Below are 16,632 nucleotides of genomic sequence, written 5' to 3'. Positions count from 1 at the left end.
AAGGCGGGCCTCGATTCGGGAGGCGAGGGTGGTGCTGGGTGGTTGGAGCGTCAGCGCTGGAGATCCGCGTACCGGTCCAGGTAGAGGCTGGAGTCGGCGCCGGAGGCGTAGTCCTCCCACTGCGACGAGTCCTCGGTGTACTGCTCCAGCAGAGCGGACTTGACCTTGGCAGGGAGCTGGTCGAATTCCTCGAGACCGAATAGCAGGTCAAGATCGAGGGGGCCGATGGAGGACGGGTCGATCGTCCAGTTGGCAATGACATGGGCGGCCTGGGCCTGAACGAGGACGGCGTAGGCGGAGGCGTCGAGTCCGGCGTTCTCGCACTCGGAGGCGGCAAGGGACTCAAGAGCGTCAGGAAGGCTGACGCCGTCCTCAAGGGCGAACCTGACCATGGAGACCAGGCTTGCTACCGCTCCGCGAAGCTGGTTCCGGAGGTCTCGGTCGGTGAGCCAGAATCCGGTGGTACCGGGCTCGAACGGGGTGGTGCTGGCGGGGGTCATCGGGACTCCTACGTGCTGTGTGATGGTCAAGTAGCGGGAGGGATCTCCGGACAGGAACGTCAGGCCGTCATGCGGAAGTCGGTGTCGTAGAGCTGGCGTTCGCGCAGGTGGAGGAGGTGCTGCACGATGAAGGACAGGCCCGCGACCTTCCACAGACCCCGGCCGCGGGGGAGTGCGGCTATCGCCTGGGCTTCGACGCCGGTGAGGCCGAGCAGGGCCATGGAGGCCGCGATCTGGTCGGGTTCCTGCCGGTAGATGATCCGGGTGCTGCAGTCGGCGAGGAGGCCCTCGGCGAGGACGCGACCGCGTGATCCGGCGTCGCCCGCGGACAGCAGGTCGGAGAGCCGGTGCAGGATCAGCAGGTTGGCGATCCCGAGACCACGGGACAGCTTCCACTGCTGCTGCATGCGCTCCAGCAGGCCGACGTGCCGCATGATCCGCCACGCCTCGTCGTAGATCACCCAGCGCCTGCCGCCGTCGGGGTCGGCGAGCGCAGACTCCATCCACGCGCTTGCGCAGGTCATCGCCAGCACCAGGGCCGTGTCGTCGCCACTGCTGCCGAGACGGGACAGGTCGATGGAGAGCATCGGCGCGTTCGGGTCGAACGTCACGGTGGACGGCGCGTCGAACATGCCGCTGAGGTCACCGTGGACGAGTCGGCGCAGGGCGTGGGCGAGGTCGTCGACCGCGTGGCCGAGGCCGCCGGCCTCCTCGCCGAGCGCGGCGTCCAGGCGCTCGGGGCGGCCGAGGGCGTGGGCGATGTCGCCGAGCAGCGGCGCTGTCCCCGCCGCCTCGGCCTCGGCGACGACCAGGTCCAGGGCGACGTCGAGCCCGGTGTGCTCCATCGGCAGAAGATCGCGCTTGAGCACGGTGGCCGCCAGGCTCGCCAGCAGCAGGAGCCGCCGCTTGCGGACCTCGCCGGTCCAGTCCTCCTCGCTGACGCCGACCGGCCGGGCGGGCGCGTCCAAGGGGTTCAACTTCCCAGGCAGACCGGGGCCGAGGGCGATGGTCTGCCCGCCGAGCGCCTCGGCCAGTCCGCTCCACTCGCCCTTCGGATCCGACGGAATGTAGATCTTGTACCCGTGGGCGATGGACCGGGTGGCGATGGACTTCGCCAGCGCCGACTTGCCCATGCCGATCACGCCGCACAGCACCGCGTTGGGGTTCGTGAAGCCCTCGATCCGGCCGGAGTTGTAGAGGGTGAACGGGTCGAAGCAGAAGCTCCCTTCGGCGTGGAGGTCGCGGCCGATGAAGGTCCCTTCGGCGCCGAGGCCGGCCTCCGCCAGGAACGGGTAGGCCCCGCCCGCGACGGCGGTGGTCATGCGGTGCTTGGGCAGGTGGAGCCGGCCGCCGCGGGCGGAGGACGGTCCGGGCCGCCCGGAGGCCGGGTAGGTGGCCTGGAGTTCGGGGTCGACGCCCTCGAACTCGCGGCGCGTGGCCGGAGCCTGGGCGCGGCGGGCCTTGGTGCGGGCCTCGGCGAACTCGGCGCGGGCGGCGCGCTGCTGGGCGCGGGAGGACTTGCGGGGGACGAACAGGGGGCTGGCGGTGGCGCGGTTCCTGGGCATGATCACGGGTTCCGGGGTCAGTGGCGGACGAGGCCGGTGAACGGGGAGTGGAGGTCGGCGGGGGTGGTGCGGCGGCGGACCAGATGGGCGGCCTGCTGGTGGCGGCGGCAGATGGTCAGCTCCGGCGCGCCCTCGGGGAGGCGGGCCCGGCAGGCTTCGGCGGCGGGGACCTCGCCGCTGCCGGGCCGGGGGGAGGAGTGGTAGGCGGCGTGGAGGTGCTCGGCTGCCTGCCACAGGCGGGTGCGGGTGGCCTTGAGGTGGTCGCCCTCGCCCGGCAGGAGCGGGGAGGTGCGCTGGGCGTGGGCGTCGAGGAGGCCGTGCAGGGCGACGAGGTGGGCGTGCAGGGAGTCCAGCTCGGCTCGGGAGGCGACGAGCGGGCCTGCAGGGATGTTCAGGGCGCGGTGGAAGTTGATCGCGGCGGTCGCGTACGGGACGAAGTCCTGCGCGGTGGCGGTGGTGGCCGGCATCGGGGGGCTCTTTCGGCAGAGGTGGTGGTGGCCGGCATCAGGCGGCGATGGCGAAGGGCAGGGCGCAGGTGGTGAACGCCTCGGCCTGCTGCCAGGTGAGCGGGCGCAGGTCGAGCTGGGCGCCGACGGCGGCGGTCTCCACGACGGCGCAGGCGGAGCGCAGCTCTTCCTCGGTGTCGGCGGAGACGGTCAGCAGGCCGGTCAGGGCGACGTCGGCGTGGCCGGCGATCAGCTGGCGCTCGCGGGCCTGGATGTCCTGGTACTCCACCGAGTCGGCTTCGGAGGCGACCTGGCCCTTGCGGGCGCGCTCGGCCGAGTCGGCGATCACGCTGGCCTTCTTGCGCTGGACGTCGCGCATCGCGGAGTCCAGGTCCTTCGGCTCGTAGGCGAGGGAGATGGTGCGGCGCACGCCGGAGGCGAACATCACCTGGTGGAGGAAGCCGGGGTTGGTCTCGGTGCGGGGCCAGTTCTCCACCCAGTAGGTGGTGTGGTGCGCGGAGTCGGTGGAGATGTGGTCGGCCTTCTCCACCACGACCACCGGCCCGGCCGCTGCGGGGACGGCCGCGGGGCGGCCGTCCTCGGACCAGCGGTCCAGTGCCGCAAGGGACTTGGGGTCGTAGGCGGTGCGGGCGACGGCGGCGATCTCGGTGGCGGACAGCCAGCCGTTCGGGTTGAGGCCGGCGGTGCGGGCGGACTGCTCGAAGGCGGAGGTCAGCTGGGCGAGGACCGCGAAGCCGCCGCTGAGGCCGCCGCCGGCCTGGTTGATCAGACGCCGGGCCGCCTTGAAGTCCAGCGCGATGGCGACGTAGGACTCGTGCGGGGCGGCGGCCGGGCCCGCGTTCTGGATCAGCTCGCCGTAGAGGGCACCGGCCAGCGGGGCGTCCGGCTTGCCGTGTTCCTCCCAGTACCGGCGGAGCGCGTCACCGGAGTCGGGGACGGTGCGCTCGATCACCTGGATGCGGGCGACGTGCCCGGTGCGGGCGAGCGCCGCCAGCGCGCGGCCCCAGCCGTTGACGTTGGCGTTCTGGGTGGCGGGGTCGAGCAGCGCGTAGGCGCGGGAGGAGACCTTGACGACCGCGGTGAGGGTGCCGGCGTGCGGGTCGTGGACCGCGCCGTAGCGGCGGTCCGGGGCGGTGACCACGCGCAGGTTGGCCGCGCTGCCGGGCAGGTGCAGCAGTCCCTCGCGCACCGGCCGACGGGAGGGGCGGGCGAGCCAGACCATCTGACCCCGGAATCGGCGCAGCGCGTAGCGGACGGCGATCGGCGCCCAGTCGGCGAGGGTGCGGCCCCGGTAGCGGATGAAGACGAACGCGGCGACGGCGGCCCACAGGGGGATGAGCTGGAGGGCGCCGACGACGCCGCGGGTGACGAGGACGGCGAGCAGGAGCGGGCCGGTGGCCGAGACGGTGATCAGCTGCGAGGCGCTGAGCCCGAGCAGGATGCCGCGCTTGGAGCGGTGAGGGAACTTGACGGACGTGGGGGCGGTGTCGGGCTTCGGGATGGAGGACATCGAGGTTCCAGAAGGGGTGAGCGTGCAGGCGGAGGGCGAAGGCGCGGCGCTCTTCTGGACGTCATGGCTGGACTCCTTCAGGGATGGAGTGGTGGCGGGGCCCCGGGGCGGGCCACGGGCTTCGGCCCGCCCCGGGTGATGGTCCGTCCGGTCAGGAGCCGGACGCGGGCGGCTGGTGCGGGTAGACGAACCGGACGGGATCCGGTGCGGACGTTCCCGCCGGAGACGGTCCGCCGGCCGAGCGTCCTTCCGGAGCGGGAGCAGGGGCCGGGGGAGCGGAGGAGGACACGGGCGGCGCCGAGGGCGTGGACGGGGCCGTGCTCGGGGGTGTGACCGTCCCGGTGAAGATGCCCTGGGTGCTCGGGGCGACCGAGGCGTCCTGCTTCCCGCCGTCGTCCTGCGCTTCTCCGCTGCCGCCGTTGGGAGCGGGGCGGGTGATCAGGGCCGGGAGGCCGGGACGGGTGACCAGGGCGCGGCCGCGGTCGCCTTCGGCGTTCGGGTCCTCGCCGAACCGGAACTTGGTCTGCGGCTGGGGCGGGCCGGCGTCGATGCCTTCCTTGCTGATGCGCCCGGTCGGGTCGATGCCGCCGGTGCCGCCGCCGTTCATGCCGGGGACTTGGCTGGGGCCCTGCGGCGCGGGGGTGCCGGTGCCCATCTGCATGGCGAGGCTTCCGGCGGTCTTCGCCGCTCCGGCCGCCACCGCCACGCCGGCCACGCCGGTGCGGTGGAGGTCGTCGTGTCCGCCGCCGTCGGTCGCCCAGTGGACGAACTTGTAGACGGCGTACGGGCACAGCAGCACCAGCACCATGATCACGATTCCGGCCATCGCGTCGGACAGCGCGCCGAGCCCGTCCTTGGCATCGGTGTTGCCGATCGCCGAGACGCCGACGAGGAACACCACGGTCATCAGCAGTTTGGACACCACCAGGGTGGCGGTGGCCTCGATCCAGCCGCGCCGCCAGCGCTTGGCGACCTCCCAGCCGCCGCCGGCTCCGGCGAACGCCGCGAGCGCGACCAGGACCAGGACGCCGACCTTGCGGGCGACCATCACGCCCCAGTAGAGGAACGCGCCGATCGCGCAGCCGACCGCGACGAGCGAGGGGATCGCCCAGCCGAGGGGGAACATCGCCCCCAGCTGGGACACCTTCACCAGGCGCCGGATCGCGTCGTCCACCGAAGTGTTCGCGGCTTTGAACAGCCCGGCCGACAGCGCGTCCACCGTGGTGACGGCCACGGCGGTGAAACTGATCGCGCAGAAGGAGAACAGGACACCGGTCATGGTGCCCCAGGCGGCTTGGGCGAGAGCGCGCTCGTCCCGTCGCCAGGCGGCCAGGATCAGCTGCGCGCAGAACGTGCCGACGGTCAGGATCAGGCCGATCGGCAGGACCAGCTGGTAGTTGTCCCGGAACCAGGGGGCCGACAGGTCGATGGCGGTGGTCTGGTCGACCGCCTTGGAGGCGAGGTCGACGGCGCTGGCCGCCAGCTCGCCCATGGACTTGGCGATCCACGCGCCGATGCCGTCGGTGATGGACTTACCGGGGTTCGAGGCGAAGCTGACCGCGTCGACCACGGTGCAGACCTGGCTCATGAGGGGTATGTCGCAGACACCCACGAGGGGAACCTCCTTTCTTGTTCGGGACGGTCAGGGCGCGACGGACGGCATCACGCCGACCAGAGCACAGGGACGGTCGGGGCGGCACTGGACGGCGAGGGTGGCCGAGCGGTCCTCGGCACCGCCCTGGGGCGCGCCGTTCCAGGAGATCGACTGCTTGCCGGAGACGGTCACGGCGTAGACGTACGCCTGGGTGATAGCCCCCGGATCGGCCTGCAGTGCGCGGGTGAACGACTCGGGGAAGTGCGCCTCGGCCGCGGTCGCGGTGGCGAACTGGCCGGAGTCGGCCATCCGCCCCCACAGCAGCGGCGAGGGCACCTGGCGCTCGACCGATTCGGCATCGACGTACTGGCCCTCGGTCGTCAGCCACCGGTGAAGGGCGGCCACCAGCTCGGGCTGCGAGTAGGCCCGGGTGTCGTACGACCACAGGGCCACCGCCGCCGCCTTCCCGAACGCGATCGGATCGCGAGTGTCCGGCGGGCCCGGCAAAGCAGCAGACCCACCGCCCGGTGCGGTCGACGGCGTCACCGGGACGGAGGCCGCAGCCGAGGGCGAACTCGGCTGCACAGAGGATGGATTGGGAGAAGGAGAGCGACTGTCGCGGGTGAGGTAGGAGAACACGCCGGCCAGGACGACGAGGACCACCAGGACCGCAGTGCCCAGCAGCGCCCGGCGGCGCACGAGGGCGCCGCCGGACATCCCGCTGCGGAAGGCGGAGGAGGGGTAACGTTTCTGCATGATCACTTGACCTGGCTGCCGAGCGCGCTGAAGAAGGCCACGACGCCGTTTGCCGCGCCGAGGAGCAGGGCGGCGCCCGCGCTGACGAGCACGCCCTTCTTGCCGTTGGCCTCGGCCTGGTGGCCGCCGGAGTGGTGGCCCCAGGCCCACACGCCGGCGCTGACCGCGAGGGCGCCGACCACCGCGATGATGCCGAACAAGTTCAGGGAGCCCATCACCTGCTTGAGCACGGTGAGGCCCGGCAGGCCGCCCTCGTTGGGGGTGATCCCCGGGTCGTAGGCGAGCTGGGTGACCGCGTCGGCGAGGTACGACATGAGAACTCCATGGGGAATGCGGGCACGCGAAGGTGCACCGAAGAGAAAAGGGGAAGGGGGGAGAAGCGCTGTGGGTTCCGGCCGTACTTGGCACTCGGAACCGCCGCGACCTGCGGTGATGCGCAGGTTTCCGGACGACTTGTCAGCCGGTCTTCCGGGTTGTGTTGTCGCGAAGGGCGGCATCGCGGCACCCGGGCGGAGGACTGTCGAGCTGGTGACCTGCGACTTTCCGAACGATCTGTCCCAAAGGACAAGTTCAACCGGAACCTCCAAGCGCCGGTCAGAGGACTCGGCGGGCAGCGAGGATCTCCGGCTGCCAGGAGGCGAGGGTCGAGACCTTGACCACGTCACCGGTCTTGGGGGCGTGGACGACGAGCCCGCCGCCGATGAACATCCCGACGTGCTCGGGCCGCAGGGCGTTGCCCCGGGTGAACAGCAGGTCGCCGGGCTTCAGGGCGCCGGCGGAGACGGCGGTGCCCTCGGTGACCTGCGTGTAGGTCGTCCGGGTCAAGGTGATTCCGGCGGCCTTGTATGCCATCTGCGTGAGCGAGGAGCAGTCGCAGCGGCCCATCGGGTCGGTGCCGTGCGAGTCGGCGCAGGTCCCGCCCCATTGGTACGGGGTGCCGAGCTGGCCGAGCGCCCAGCGGATCGCGGTCTGCACCTGCGGCGGTGCGTCGGCGGGGATCGCGTACCCCTCAGGGAGGGTGCCGGGCGGGATCGTCCCGAAGTTGCTCCCGTTGCCGCCCGCGGTCGAGCAGCCACTGCCAGCCGGTGGACTCGCGGTGGTGGGAGGGGTCGGCGACGGACTCGTGCTCGGCCCCGGTGACGCGGTCGAGCCGGACCCGGGGTCGGCCAGCAGCGGGGCGATGGCCTGCTGGAGCGCCGTCGCCAGCGGCTCCCACTTGGCGTAGGCGTCCGGATAGCCGGAGCGCTGAACCGCCTGCGCGGCCTGGGTGATCGTCATCGACTCCCAGCCGGAGACCTGCTTGAGCCCCTCGAAGAACTTCGTCGAGGCGTACACCGGCTGCATGATCTGCTCGGCCGTGCCCCAGCCCTGCGAAGGACGCTGCTGGAACAACCCGAGGCTGTCCCGGTCGCCGTAGCTGATGTTGCGCAGTCCGCTCTCCTGGAGCGCGGTCGCCAGCGCGACGATCTGCCCGCGCACGGGGATGTGCATCGCGACACCGGTGGCCTGGACGACCTTGGCGTTGGGGATCTGCTCGTCCGGCTTCTCCAGCCCGGCCACGCCCGGAGCGCTCAGCGGACTGGAGCCGTTCAGGATCGCCTTGACCTGCTGGGCGACGGCGGCGGTATCCACAGCCTGTGCATCGCCCGCGGGGATGCAGGTGGCGGAGGCGCTTCCGGCGGCGGCGACCACGATCGGCAGCGCCAGGGCCAGCGGGCCGGCGGCGACGAGGCCAAGGAGGGTTCCCGCGGACTTCCTCATCGTCGCCGCCGCTCGGCGGGGCGGACCGTCAGGGCGGCCAGGGTGGGCGGGTCAAGGCATGGCTGTGCCAGGGCATGCTGCATCGCAGCGGCTCCTCGGGTTCGTAGGAGACGCGGTGCCGGCCTCTCGTGCGAAGAAGTCGCCGGCACCGCGCCGGTGGTGATTCCGCCTCTGGGGCGGGCCCGGGTCAGGGGAGTTGGTAGCTCCCGGACGCCGGTCTCGGGTCAAGCGCGGCAGCCAGCCGCGCTCGTAATCTCAGCCGGAACACGAGGGTCTCCTGTAAGACGGCAAGGGTGTGGGTGAAGGTCCGGCCGGTGCCCCGTTGGACGAGACAACACAGGCCAACATGGGCCATCCCGGGCCGAGTTGGCCTGTTGCCCGGTTGGCATGGCGAGACAGTAGACGTGAAATCCGGCCGCACCAAACAGCGCCTCCGCCAGGTCCGGCGGCCCCGGTGCTGCCGTTAGGCCCGGCCGAGAATCGCGGCTACTGTCCGGTCTCCCCGCTCCCGGCGGCCGCAGCCGGGGCGCCACCGGGAGCGGGTCCATCCCTGCCCTGAGAGAGGCCCCCATGAGCACTTTCACCCTTCACCGAGGCGACGCCCTGACCGTCCTCAAGTCGCTGCCCGACGAGTCCGTCAACGCGGTCATCACCGACCCGCCGTACAACAGCGGCGGGCGGACCTCCTCCGAGCGCACCAGCCGCGACGCCCGCGCCAAGTACGTGACGAGTGGCTCCGCGCATGACCTGAAGACCTTCCCCGGCGAGAACCGCGACCAGCGCTCCTACCGCTCCTGGCTCACCGAACTGCTGACCGAGGCGTACCGGGCGAGCACCGAGCACTCGGTCGCGATGGTCTTCAGCGACTGGAGGCAGGAGCCGACGACGAGCGACGCGCTGCAGATGGCCGGGTGGACGTGGCAGGGCACCATCCCGTGGATCAAGCCCGCGAGCCGGCCGCGCAAGGGCGGCTTCAAGCAGTCCGCGGAGTTCATCACCTGGGGCGTCAAGGGCACCCTCGACAACAGCCGCGCGATCTACCTGCCCGGCCACTTCATCGCCAGCCAGCCCCGCAAGGATCGGGTCCACATCACCCAGAAGCCGCTGGAGATCATGCAGCAGCTCGTCCAGATCTGCCCCGAAGACGGCGTCGTCCTCGACCCCTTCACCGGCAGCGGCTCCACCGGTGTCGCCGCCCTCCGCGAGGGCCGGCGCTTCGTCGGCGTCGAACTCTCCCCGCACTACGCCGAGATCGCCGACCAGCGGCTGCGCGCCGAACTGACCAAGGACGACTTCGTCCTCGCCGGGCCGGAGGCGTGAGATGAGAACCCCAGAGGGCCGGCACCGCAGGGGCCGCAGACGCGAAAGGGCGGCTGGAGCATGAAGCTCCAGCCGCCCTTGTCCTTTCGTCAGGCCGCCTGGATCGCCCGCTCGATCAACGGCGCCGCCTTCTCCAGGTCGGCGGCCGAGGCGATCCGCACCTCCAGATCCCCGGTGCCCAGGTGCCCGATCCCGCGCATGTCGCGCGTGAAGCCCTCCTCGAGTTCCACCGTGTCCGGGTCCAGCCGCAGGTACAGCAGGATCGCCCGGTGCGAAGCCGACGGCCGGAAGATCACCGACGCCACGTTCTGCAGCCGCCGGTAGGCGATGTAGTGCTTGAGGACGACGGTCTCCACCTCGCCCGACGCGGTGAGCACCTCGTCCAGCTCAGCGTACAGATCCCGGAGACACTCCGGCACGTCGCCGGCGACCGGCAGCTCGGCCGCCGCCTCGGCGGCAGCCGCCGGCACCGAAGGCGTGGGCGATCTGCGCACGGCTGCCTGGCCGACGGCGGCGGAGACCGGCTCGACCAGCTGCAGGCTCAGCAGCCCGCCGTCGAAGATCCGGTAGCGGACCAGCTCGATCGGCCACTGCCGGCCCAGGTCACCGACAGCCACCCGGTCGTGGTGCGAGAACCCGGCCGCGATGCACAGCGCCCGGGGAGCGCGCCAGTCGACGGACTTGGCTGCTTCGGACCCCAGCTTCTCCCTGACGAGGGCCTCGAACTCGTGGCGGCTGCTCTTCAACCAGGTCAGGTAGGACACGGCCTGCGAGACGACCCCGCTGTCGTTGCCCTTCTTGAACTCGATCACGACCGGCGCGCCGTTCTCGTCCAGGCCGAGCGAGTCCACCCGGCCCCGGTGCCACGGACCGGTCGGGTACTCCGACGCCAGGAACCGGATACCGAGCATCGCCTCCATGCTCGCCTCCACCCGGCGCTGCAACTGCACCTCGAGCGCAACCGTCGAGCTGCGCAGCTCCACGTCCTGGCCGTCCTCCCCGAGTCGGAATACCTTCAGATCAGCCACCCACGCCCCCTTCGCACGACCGTACGGAGAGACCAATCCGGAAGAGGAACGCGGTATTCCTCCTCATTCCAGAATGGTGTAATCGTCCAGAGCGACTCCGCCCAGGCCGGCTCCGATGGGACGATGCGGGCATGACCGACGCCTTCCTTGGTGTTGTCGCACCAGGACCGCTGCATCCACTCCCGCAGCCCGTCAGTGCCAGCACATCCGCGCCGCCCCCGGCGTCGGCCACAGCCCGGCCCAGCAGGAAGAATGCTCGCCCCCGCACCGGGCCTGACTATCCGTCCGGGCATCTGGCTCTGATGCAGGCTCTCTCGCCGGGCCCCTCTACTGGGAAGGAACGAGCGATGGTCTTCGTCGGAGTCCACGGCCAGTGGGGCCGCGTCGACGTCACCCAGGCCGACCTCGGCTGCAGCCAAGACCGCGAGAGCATCTACAAGACCAAGAAGCCCGCGCCGCTGACCTGTTACGAATGCGAGTGGCGGCTGCACCTGGTCCACCGGACCCACGGCGCCTACGAGCTGTGGTTCCTGCGCCACGCCAACAACGCGCCCCATTGCGAGGCGAAGGCCGCCGGCGAGGGCCTGCAACACCACCTCCTCAAGCTCGACCTGGCCCACCACGCCCGCGCGGCCGGCTGGAGCGCCGAGTTCGAGGTCCCCGCGCCGGACGGCTCCTGGCGGGCGGACGTGCTGGCCACCTCCCCGGACGGGAAGCGCCGCGTGGCCCTGGAAGCCCAAATGGCGGCGATCGCCATCACCGACATCGAGGCGCGCACCGACCGCTACCGGACGGACGGGATCGAGGTGTGCTGGTTCACCGACCGCAAGACCGTACCGTGGCTGGATGCCGTGCCCTCCGTCCAGATCGCCCGACCCGACGATGGCGGTTCCGTCCAGGTCACCGCCGGGGCAGCCCGCTTCACCCCTGAATGGTGCGAGAACCGAGACGACTGCGAGCTGTGCGAGTGCGGGGAGTGCGGCGCCGGCGTTGACGGCCCGCTGCCGTGCGGCGGCCACGGCAAGTGGGAGACCGCCGAGCCCTTCGCCCTGAACCGCTTCGTTGCCGCGATCTGCATGAACAGCGCCCGCCCGCACTGGCTGCGGGCCAGCGGGCGCGGCCCCAAGGGAAGGTGGCGGTGGATTACCCGCGCCTACTTCGACCAGGAAGAAGCGCAGGTCCAGGCCGAGGCGGTACGCCAGCGGGCCATCGCGATCAAGGTCGAGGCATCCCGTCGCCGCGCCGAGGCCCAGAACGCCGCGGAACAGGACCACCAAGCGGCGATCGCCGCCCTGCTGCAGCGGCAGAAGGCGCTCCTCAAGCCGGTGGTCGAGTTCGTCTACCAGGAGGCCGGGCACTACCCGACCGTCGCGGACAGCGGCACCGGTGACTTCGCCATGGGCGTGCCCGTGTTCGTCCAGGGCCATCCCTACGCGGTCATCTGCCCCGTCGCCGGCCGCGTCGCCCAGCTTCGGGGCCGCCTCGCTCCGCTTATACTCATCGCCGCCACGGAACGCGAACGCCAACGCATCGCTGCCCAGGCGGGCCCCGGCCAACGCATCGAGGTCATCGCGCCCGACCCCATGGCGACGGCGCAGGTGCCGCTCCAGCAGGCAGGCAGCCTCACCGTCGAGCAGGCCGTAAACCGGATGATGGGCCTGGACCGCATGTAGAGCCCCGCCCGCTCCTGCGCGAAGCGACCGAAGCGACCCACCTCCGGCCAACGGCCGGCGGTACGCGTCGCCCGGGTCACCACAGCGGCAACTGCCCCGGATGCCGCCGGGAGTCCAACACACCCTTGCTTGGCCTCCTCCTCGTCGGCCCGACGGCCTCCGAGGACTCCCGGGGGCGGGGCAGCCTCGCAGCTGGCCGCTCCCGGGCGGTTGACGCTTCACAGACCCGCCCAACGACTGGAGGTCTCCACGTCCTGTAACCGCCGAGCCCGGCGGCCAGAGTGTTCTTCGCGCCCACAACGTCGGCGTGCTCGCGGTACCCGCAGGACGTGCACGCGAAGACGGCTTGGCTCTCGCGCGAATTCTTGTCCACGTTCCTGCACCGCGGGCAGGTCTGACTGGTGTAGGCGGGGTTCACCTTCCTGATGACCGTGCCGGTCGTGCGCGCCGCGCTGCGGCAGGCCAGCTCCAGAGCGAACCAGCCCTTGTCGCGGATCGATCGGTTCAGGCCACGCTTGCGCGCCACCCCGGTGCCCGGCCGCTCGGCGGTGCCGGCGGCCGAGGCGGTCATCGCCCGCACGTTCAGGTCCTCCAGGACCAGCAACGCGCAGCCGGTCACCAGGTTCCGGGCGGTCTTGGCGTTGAAGTCGGCGCGCCGGCGGCGAACCCGAGCCTGGAGAACGACGATGGCGTCCGCGGTCGCGTGCCACCGTGCCGAGCCGGTACGCCGACGCTGCAGCTGCCGGGACAGCCGACGATGCCGTTCGGTCTCGCCCGGCGTCATGAAGGCCCGGTCGAACATCCGCCCGTCGCTGGTCACCACCGCCTGCACGACACCGCGATCGATGCCCACCCGGCCGCGCTCCAGCGAGACGGTCGTCTCCTTCTCCGGCGTATCCACCCTGAACGCGATGTACCACTTCCCGCCATCGCGGGAGACGGTGGCGGCGCGGACCTCCCCGCCCAGCGGGCGCGACCAGCGGAACCGGACCCAGCCCAGCTTCGGCAACCGCGCCCGGCCCACATTGCGGGAGACCCGCTCCACCCGGATCAACTTGCCGTCCGGGAACCGCATCGACGGAGCCCAGCGACGCTGCGAACGCCACCGAACCCGGAACGGGCCGTGCCGCCGGCAGGCGCCCTCCAGGTCCCGAAGCACCTGCTGAAGGACGTGCGACGGCGCCTCGGCAAACCACGGGAAGTCGGCCTTCGCCTCCGCCATCTGTCGACACTGCTCGACATAGCCGATCGACCGGCCATGGCGCCGGTACTCCCGCTGTTGCTCCAGCCCGACGTTCCAAACCGTGCGACAGATCGAACCGAACGTCTCGGCCAGCATGGCCTGCTCGACGCTGAGTTCCAGCCGGTACCTCCGCCCGGTCAGCACCCGCCCTCCTCTCACCGGGTCCCGAAGCTACCGAGCGCCACCGCCCTCCGGGGCCGCTACGTCTTCTTGTCACTCCTATGGGTGACGCTCATTTGCGCGCCGGACAACGCCGAGCACCAGCGGCCCACAAGGCTCAGATGCCACCGTAATGAGACCCTGACCTGCGCCAGTTGGGTGGCGCAATACTGGCCCCGCTAGGCAGAGCGGTGCTTCGGGTGCCCTTGCGGGGCCAGTAGGCGCAGAGTAGAACGACGTTCTCAGTCTGCTCGGACCTCGGCGTTGGGATCGCTCTCCTCGATCGGCTCAACCAGGCCGTTCCGGAAGGCGATCCGATCAAACGGGCCCTCAGCAGAAATATGAATCTCGACGTCAACTGCGCCCGGCTGCTCGCGAAGCCAGGCGAGCGAGCGATAGAGGTCGCCGATCCCGGACTTATCGACCTTCGCGCGGATATCGACGTTCCGCACCACGTCGGCGGGGGCAGGAGGCGCCGGCGGAGTCGGCTGGGTGGTGGTCGAGACAGAACTGGGGCCGGCCCCAGCGCCAGCAGTGGCTTGCGGCTTGGGCGTGGGTTCAGCCGCGGGCTCCCCTGGGGAGGGAAATACCTCCTGCATGAGCTCCCGCGCGTAGTCATGCCACAGGATCGCCGAGTCATCGGAAAGATCGATCTCATCGGCAGGAACTCGCTCGCCGAGGCGAATCTGCCGCGAGTCGCGGGGGCGCAGCGATCCCTGCTCCTCCGAGAGGCCAACCACGTAGCCGAGCTCCGAGGAGGCCACTGCGTTTGCAACGGCGGTCGCAATCGCCTGCTTCTTCCAGAGCTTGGTGAACTCGTAGTAGCTGTAGAACCAGTCGACGAGTTCAGAGCACCTCACGATCTTCCGGTCGGGCCCGAGGCCGGACAGCGCCACAAGCTTGGACGCAGTCACCGAGCTAAAGACCCGCTGGCTCAGGGCTTCGACGACCCGCTCGTGGAGAGCCCTGCCCGCGGCCAGCATCGTCCGCAGATCGAAGGTCTCGAGGGAGTACGGGGCGTTGTCGCCAGCCCGAGGTCGAGCCGGCACCGCGACGGCGCTGTAGGCCATGCCCAGGGCCGCGGAGGCATCCCGCCGAGCATTCCCTGACTTCTCGCGCAGCTCGTCGATCTGCTCCGGGCTGAAGCCGTACTTCGCGGCCTTTGTCAGCAGCTTGTCGGCAGCCAAGCGCAGCCGAATGGCGTGGCGCGCCCGGTCGAACTGGGCGTTGTCGGGCAGCACGAAGGCAACGCCGTTTCGATACCGCCGCGCCCCAGCCTTGCCCGCCTGCTCAACGAACTTCCCGAGAGGCTCGCGGTCCTCAGACCAGTCCGGGTGGAGATAGCAAACGGTGAACAGGGGCTGCTCGTCAGCGATGCCACCAGGGCCGTCAGGCCAGAGAGAGACGCCGAGGCTTCCCCTCAGCTGCAGCTCAAGCTCAGACCGGACGTCAGCAAGAACCTCTTGCGACGTAAGCTTGTTCGCCTCGTCCCTAACGAGCTTGGTCAGGTTTGGCGTGGGCTCGAATCGGTACCGGCGGCCGGTGTAGTGGAGGTAGAGCTCCTCCTCGCGCAAGTCGTGCAGTGCCGCGAGGACAACGTTGCGGTCGAGGCCCGGCACCAGGACGCCGCGGACGAGGTCAGATTCGAGGACACCGCGGTCCTCGCCCTCGCGCGCCCCGAAGCTGTAGAGCATGACTGCACTCGCGACACGCGTGCCCACTGCAAGCTGCGAGATCGTCGGGCTGTCGGCGCCCAGGCGCCGGTCTACGGTGGCGGCACCGGATCCCGAGGAGGTGATGTCACTGGAGAGCACGGCAGTGAACCGCTCCCGCTCTCCGACCTGCGAGAAGAAGGCGCCGCGAACCTGCTCGTCGGTGAAGTCGATGTCTCCAGGACCGATCAGGGGGCTCTTGGCGCCGTTACGCCACAGGACGTGCACCACGGCGGCGAGGAACTGCAGTGCTCCGCGGGTCCGCTGGTAGGAGGGGAGTGAGCCCCAGCGGTGATACATGAGGTCGAGCAGGTCGGGGTGGAACGGGTAGGCAGCGAGAATCCGCTTCTCAAGGTTGTCGGCGGCGACTTCTGCTTCACGTCGGCCGTCGCTGGTCTCCGCCGTGGCAAGGAGTTGTTTCCGCAGGAGCTGAGCGTATGCGCGCGCGACCTCTCCATGGACCGTCTCATCGCCGATCTCGGCGAGCAGGCGCCGCTGCACCACGCGCAGAACCTCGTCATCAGCGACAGGCTCGCGCTTCGCGTCCACGCGGGCAACCAGCTTGTCAAGGTCGCTGAGGAGCCCCTCGGCACCGACAGCCTCACCAACGCTTGCCTGAAGGCTGTAGACCATGACGGCCTTCGGGTGGGAGCTGATCGCCTCGGTCAGTGCCTGGACAAAGAGCATGGCCTGGCGGCCCGCGGTGGACTCACCCCGGGGAATGGCCATCGCCTTCTCGACGAACACCAGCACCTCGTCGAGCAGGACGAGAGTCGGCCCGTCTCCGAGTACGCGGCGCAGGGTGTCGCCGCCAGGCGCGGAGCCTGCGCGGTCATGCTCAGCCACCAGCTCGTAGCGCCCGAGCTGTGCGCCCAGTTCGCCCCACAGCGTGGAAGTCTCGATCCCTGTTGCCTTCATCGGAGACAGGGGATCAAGCTCCTCGCCCGACAGGACGGCAACCTGAACGTCCCCGGGGTCTGCGATGTCCTTGAGCGCTGAGCAGGCGGAGATGGCGGCCTGCCGGTCGCGAACCAGGTGCAGCAGGGCTACGAGGCTGTGCGTTTTGCCCCCGCCGAACGGCGTGCGGAGCTGAAGGACATGCGACCCCTGACCGCCCGCAAGGACCTCCATGACGTCGTTGAGCAGCTCGCTCATCTTGGCCGTCAGGTAAGTCGCCTCGTAGAACTTGCCAGCGTCGGTGTAGACGGGGGCGATGCCCGGCCGACCACGGAACACGCCGGCCAGGTTGGCCGCGTACGTGCCCATGTCCAGCACGCCGGCGGCTACATCCTCGTGCGGGCGGGCGACGTCTGTCCACGGTGCCAGCCGGTACCCGGAGCTCAC

Annotated in this window: 13 protein-coding genes; 2 read left to right on the top strand and 11 right to left on the bottom strand. The window is 70.6% G+C overall.

Going from position 1 to position 16,632, the window contains the following annotated elements:
* Positions 1–50: 50 nt before the first annotated feature.
* The 8 genes from PUR71_RS28920 to PUR71_RS28885 all read right to left on the bottom strand — a co-directional run bounded on the left by PUR71_RS28920 (position 51) and on the right by PUR71_RS28885 (position 8,153).
* Positions 51–392, bottom strand: a complete 342-nt coding sequence (locus tag PUR71_RS28920; RefSeq protein ID WP_329930093.1) for a hypothetical protein — start codon at positions 390–392, stop codon at positions 51–53.
* A 167-nt stretch (positions 393–559) separates the two neighbouring features.
* The gene (locus PUR71_RS28915; protein WP_329930092.1) at positions 560–2,065 is read right to left on the bottom strand and encodes an ATP-binding protein; all 1,506 of its coding nucleotides are present in this window, start codon (positions 2,063–2,065) and stop codon (positions 560–562) included.
* 17 nt (positions 2,066–2,082) lie between these two features.
* Positions 2,083–2,532 carry a DUF6238 family protein gene (locus tag PUR71_RS28910; protein ID WP_329930091.1) on the bottom strand — a complete coding sequence of 150 codons (450 nt, stop codon included), beginning with the start codon at positions 2,530–2,532 and terminating at the stop codon, positions 2,083–2,085.
* Positions 2,533–2,569: 37 nt separating this feature from the next.
* Complete coding sequence (locus PUR71_RS28905) at positions 2,570–4,042, bottom strand: PrgI family protein (RefSeq protein ID WP_329930090.1); 1,473 nt, start codon at positions 4,040–4,042, stop codon at positions 2,570–2,572.
* Positions 4,043–4,193: 151 nt separating this feature from the next.
* Entirely contained in the window at positions 4,194–5,654 is a 1,461-nt protein-coding gene (locus PUR71_RS28900; RefSeq protein ID WP_329930089.1) for an SCO6881 family protein, read from the bottom strand.
* Between the two features lie 30 nt (positions 5,655–5,684).
* The gene (locus tag PUR71_RS28895) at positions 5,685–6,392 is read right to left on the bottom strand and encodes a hypothetical protein (protein WP_329930088.1); all 708 of its coding nucleotides are present in this window, start codon (positions 6,390–6,392) and stop codon (positions 5,685–5,687) included.
* Positions 6,393–6,394: 2 nt separating this feature from the next.
* The gene (locus tag PUR71_RS28890; RefSeq protein WP_329930087.1) at positions 6,395–6,706 is read right to left on the bottom strand and encodes a DUF6112 family protein; all 312 of its coding nucleotides are present in this window, start codon (positions 6,704–6,706) and stop codon (positions 6,395–6,397) included.
* Between the two features lie 280 nt (positions 6,707–6,986).
* Entirely contained in the window at positions 6,987–8,153 is a 1,167-nt protein-coding gene (locus tag PUR71_RS28885; protein ID WP_329930086.1) for a C40 family peptidase, read from the bottom strand.
* Positions 8,154–8,723: 570 nt separating this feature from the next.
* Here PUR71_RS28885 and PUR71_RS28880 point away from each other — a divergent pair.
* Positions 8,724–9,473 carry a DNA-methyltransferase gene (locus PUR71_RS28880; RefSeq protein WP_329930085.1) on the top strand — a complete coding sequence of 250 codons (750 nt, stop codon included), beginning with the start codon at positions 8,724–8,726 and terminating at the stop codon, positions 9,471–9,473.
* Between the two features lie 89 nt (positions 9,474–9,562).
* Here PUR71_RS28880 and PUR71_RS28875 read toward each other — a convergent pair whose 3' ends face one another.
* A complete protein-coding gene (locus PUR71_RS28875; RefSeq protein WP_329930084.1) occupies positions 9,563–10,501 on the bottom strand; it encodes a DUF5655 domain-containing protein in 939 nt (312 codons plus the stop codon).
* Between the two features lie 347 nt (positions 10,502–10,848).
* Here PUR71_RS28875 and PUR71_RS28870 point away from each other — a divergent pair, with 347 nt between their 5' ends.
* Positions 10,849–12,174 (top strand): competence protein CoiA family protein, encoded by a 1,326-nt coding sequence (locus PUR71_RS28870; RefSeq protein ID WP_329930083.1) that lies wholly within the window; start codon positions 10,849–10,851, stop codon positions 12,172–12,174.
* Positions 12,175–12,250: 76 nt separating this feature from the next.
* On the opposite strand, the gene PUR71_RS28865 is transcribed toward PUR71_RS28870, so the two are convergent.
* Together PUR71_RS28865 and PUR71_RS28860 are read right to left on the bottom strand one after the other, a co-directional pair.
* Positions 12,251–13,561: an RNA-guided endonuclease InsQ/TnpB family protein gene (locus PUR71_RS28865; RefSeq protein WP_329930082.1), complete on the bottom strand. Its 1,311-nt coding sequence runs from the start codon at positions 13,559–13,561 to the stop codon at positions 12,251–12,253.
* Positions 13,562–13,818: 257 nt separating this feature from the next.
* A complete protein-coding gene (locus PUR71_RS28860; protein ID WP_329930081.1) occupies positions 13,819–16,632 on the bottom strand; it encodes an ATP-binding protein in 2,814 nt (937 codons plus the stop codon).

The organism is Streptomyces sp. SP17BM10 (genome assembly GCF_036322405.1).
Taxonomy (GTDB): Bacteria; Actinomycetota; Actinomycetes; order Streptomycetales; family Streptomycetaceae; genus Kitasatospora.
Note: the sequence above shows the minus strand (reverse complement) of the source record. Positions and strands in the feature narration are given on the sequence as shown.

Bases quoted from the DNA above. Each gene is read 5' to 3' on its own strand.
- PUR71_RS28920 (WP_329930093.1), bottom strand. From the start codon at position 392: ATGGTCAGGTTCGCCCTTGAGGACGGCGTCAGCCTTCCTGACGCTCTT.
- PUR71_RS28915 (WP_329930092.1), bottom strand. From the start codon at position 2,065: ATGCCCAGGAACCGCGCCACCGCCAGCCCCCTGTTCGTCCCCCGCAAG.
- PUR71_RS28910 (WP_329930091.1), bottom strand. From the start codon at position 2,532: ATGCCGGCCACCACCGCCACCGCGCAGGACTTCGTCCCGTACGCGACC.
- PUR71_RS28905 (WP_329930090.1), bottom strand. From the start codon at position 4,042: ATGTCCTCCATCCCGAAGCCCGACACCGCCCCCACGTCCGTCAAGTTC.
- PUR71_RS28895 (WP_329930088.1), bottom strand. From the start codon at position 6,392: ATGCAGAAACGTTACCCCTCCTCCGCCTTCCGCAGCGGGATGTCCGGC.
- PUR71_RS28890 (WP_329930087.1), bottom strand. From the start codon at position 6,706: ATGTCGTACCTCGCCGACGCGGTCACCCAGCTCGCCTACGACCCGGGG.
- PUR71_RS28885 (WP_329930086.1), bottom strand. From the start codon at position 8,153: ATGAGGAAGTCCGCGGGAACCCTCCTTGGCCTCGTCGCCGCCGGCCCG.
- PUR71_RS28880 (WP_329930085.1), top strand. From the start codon at position 8,724: ATGAGCACTTTCACCCTTCACCGAGGCGACGCCCTGACCGTCCTCAAG.
- PUR71_RS28870 (WP_329930083.1), top strand. From the start codon at position 10,849: ATGGTCTTCGTCGGAGTCCACGGCCAGTGGGGCCGCGTCGACGTCACC.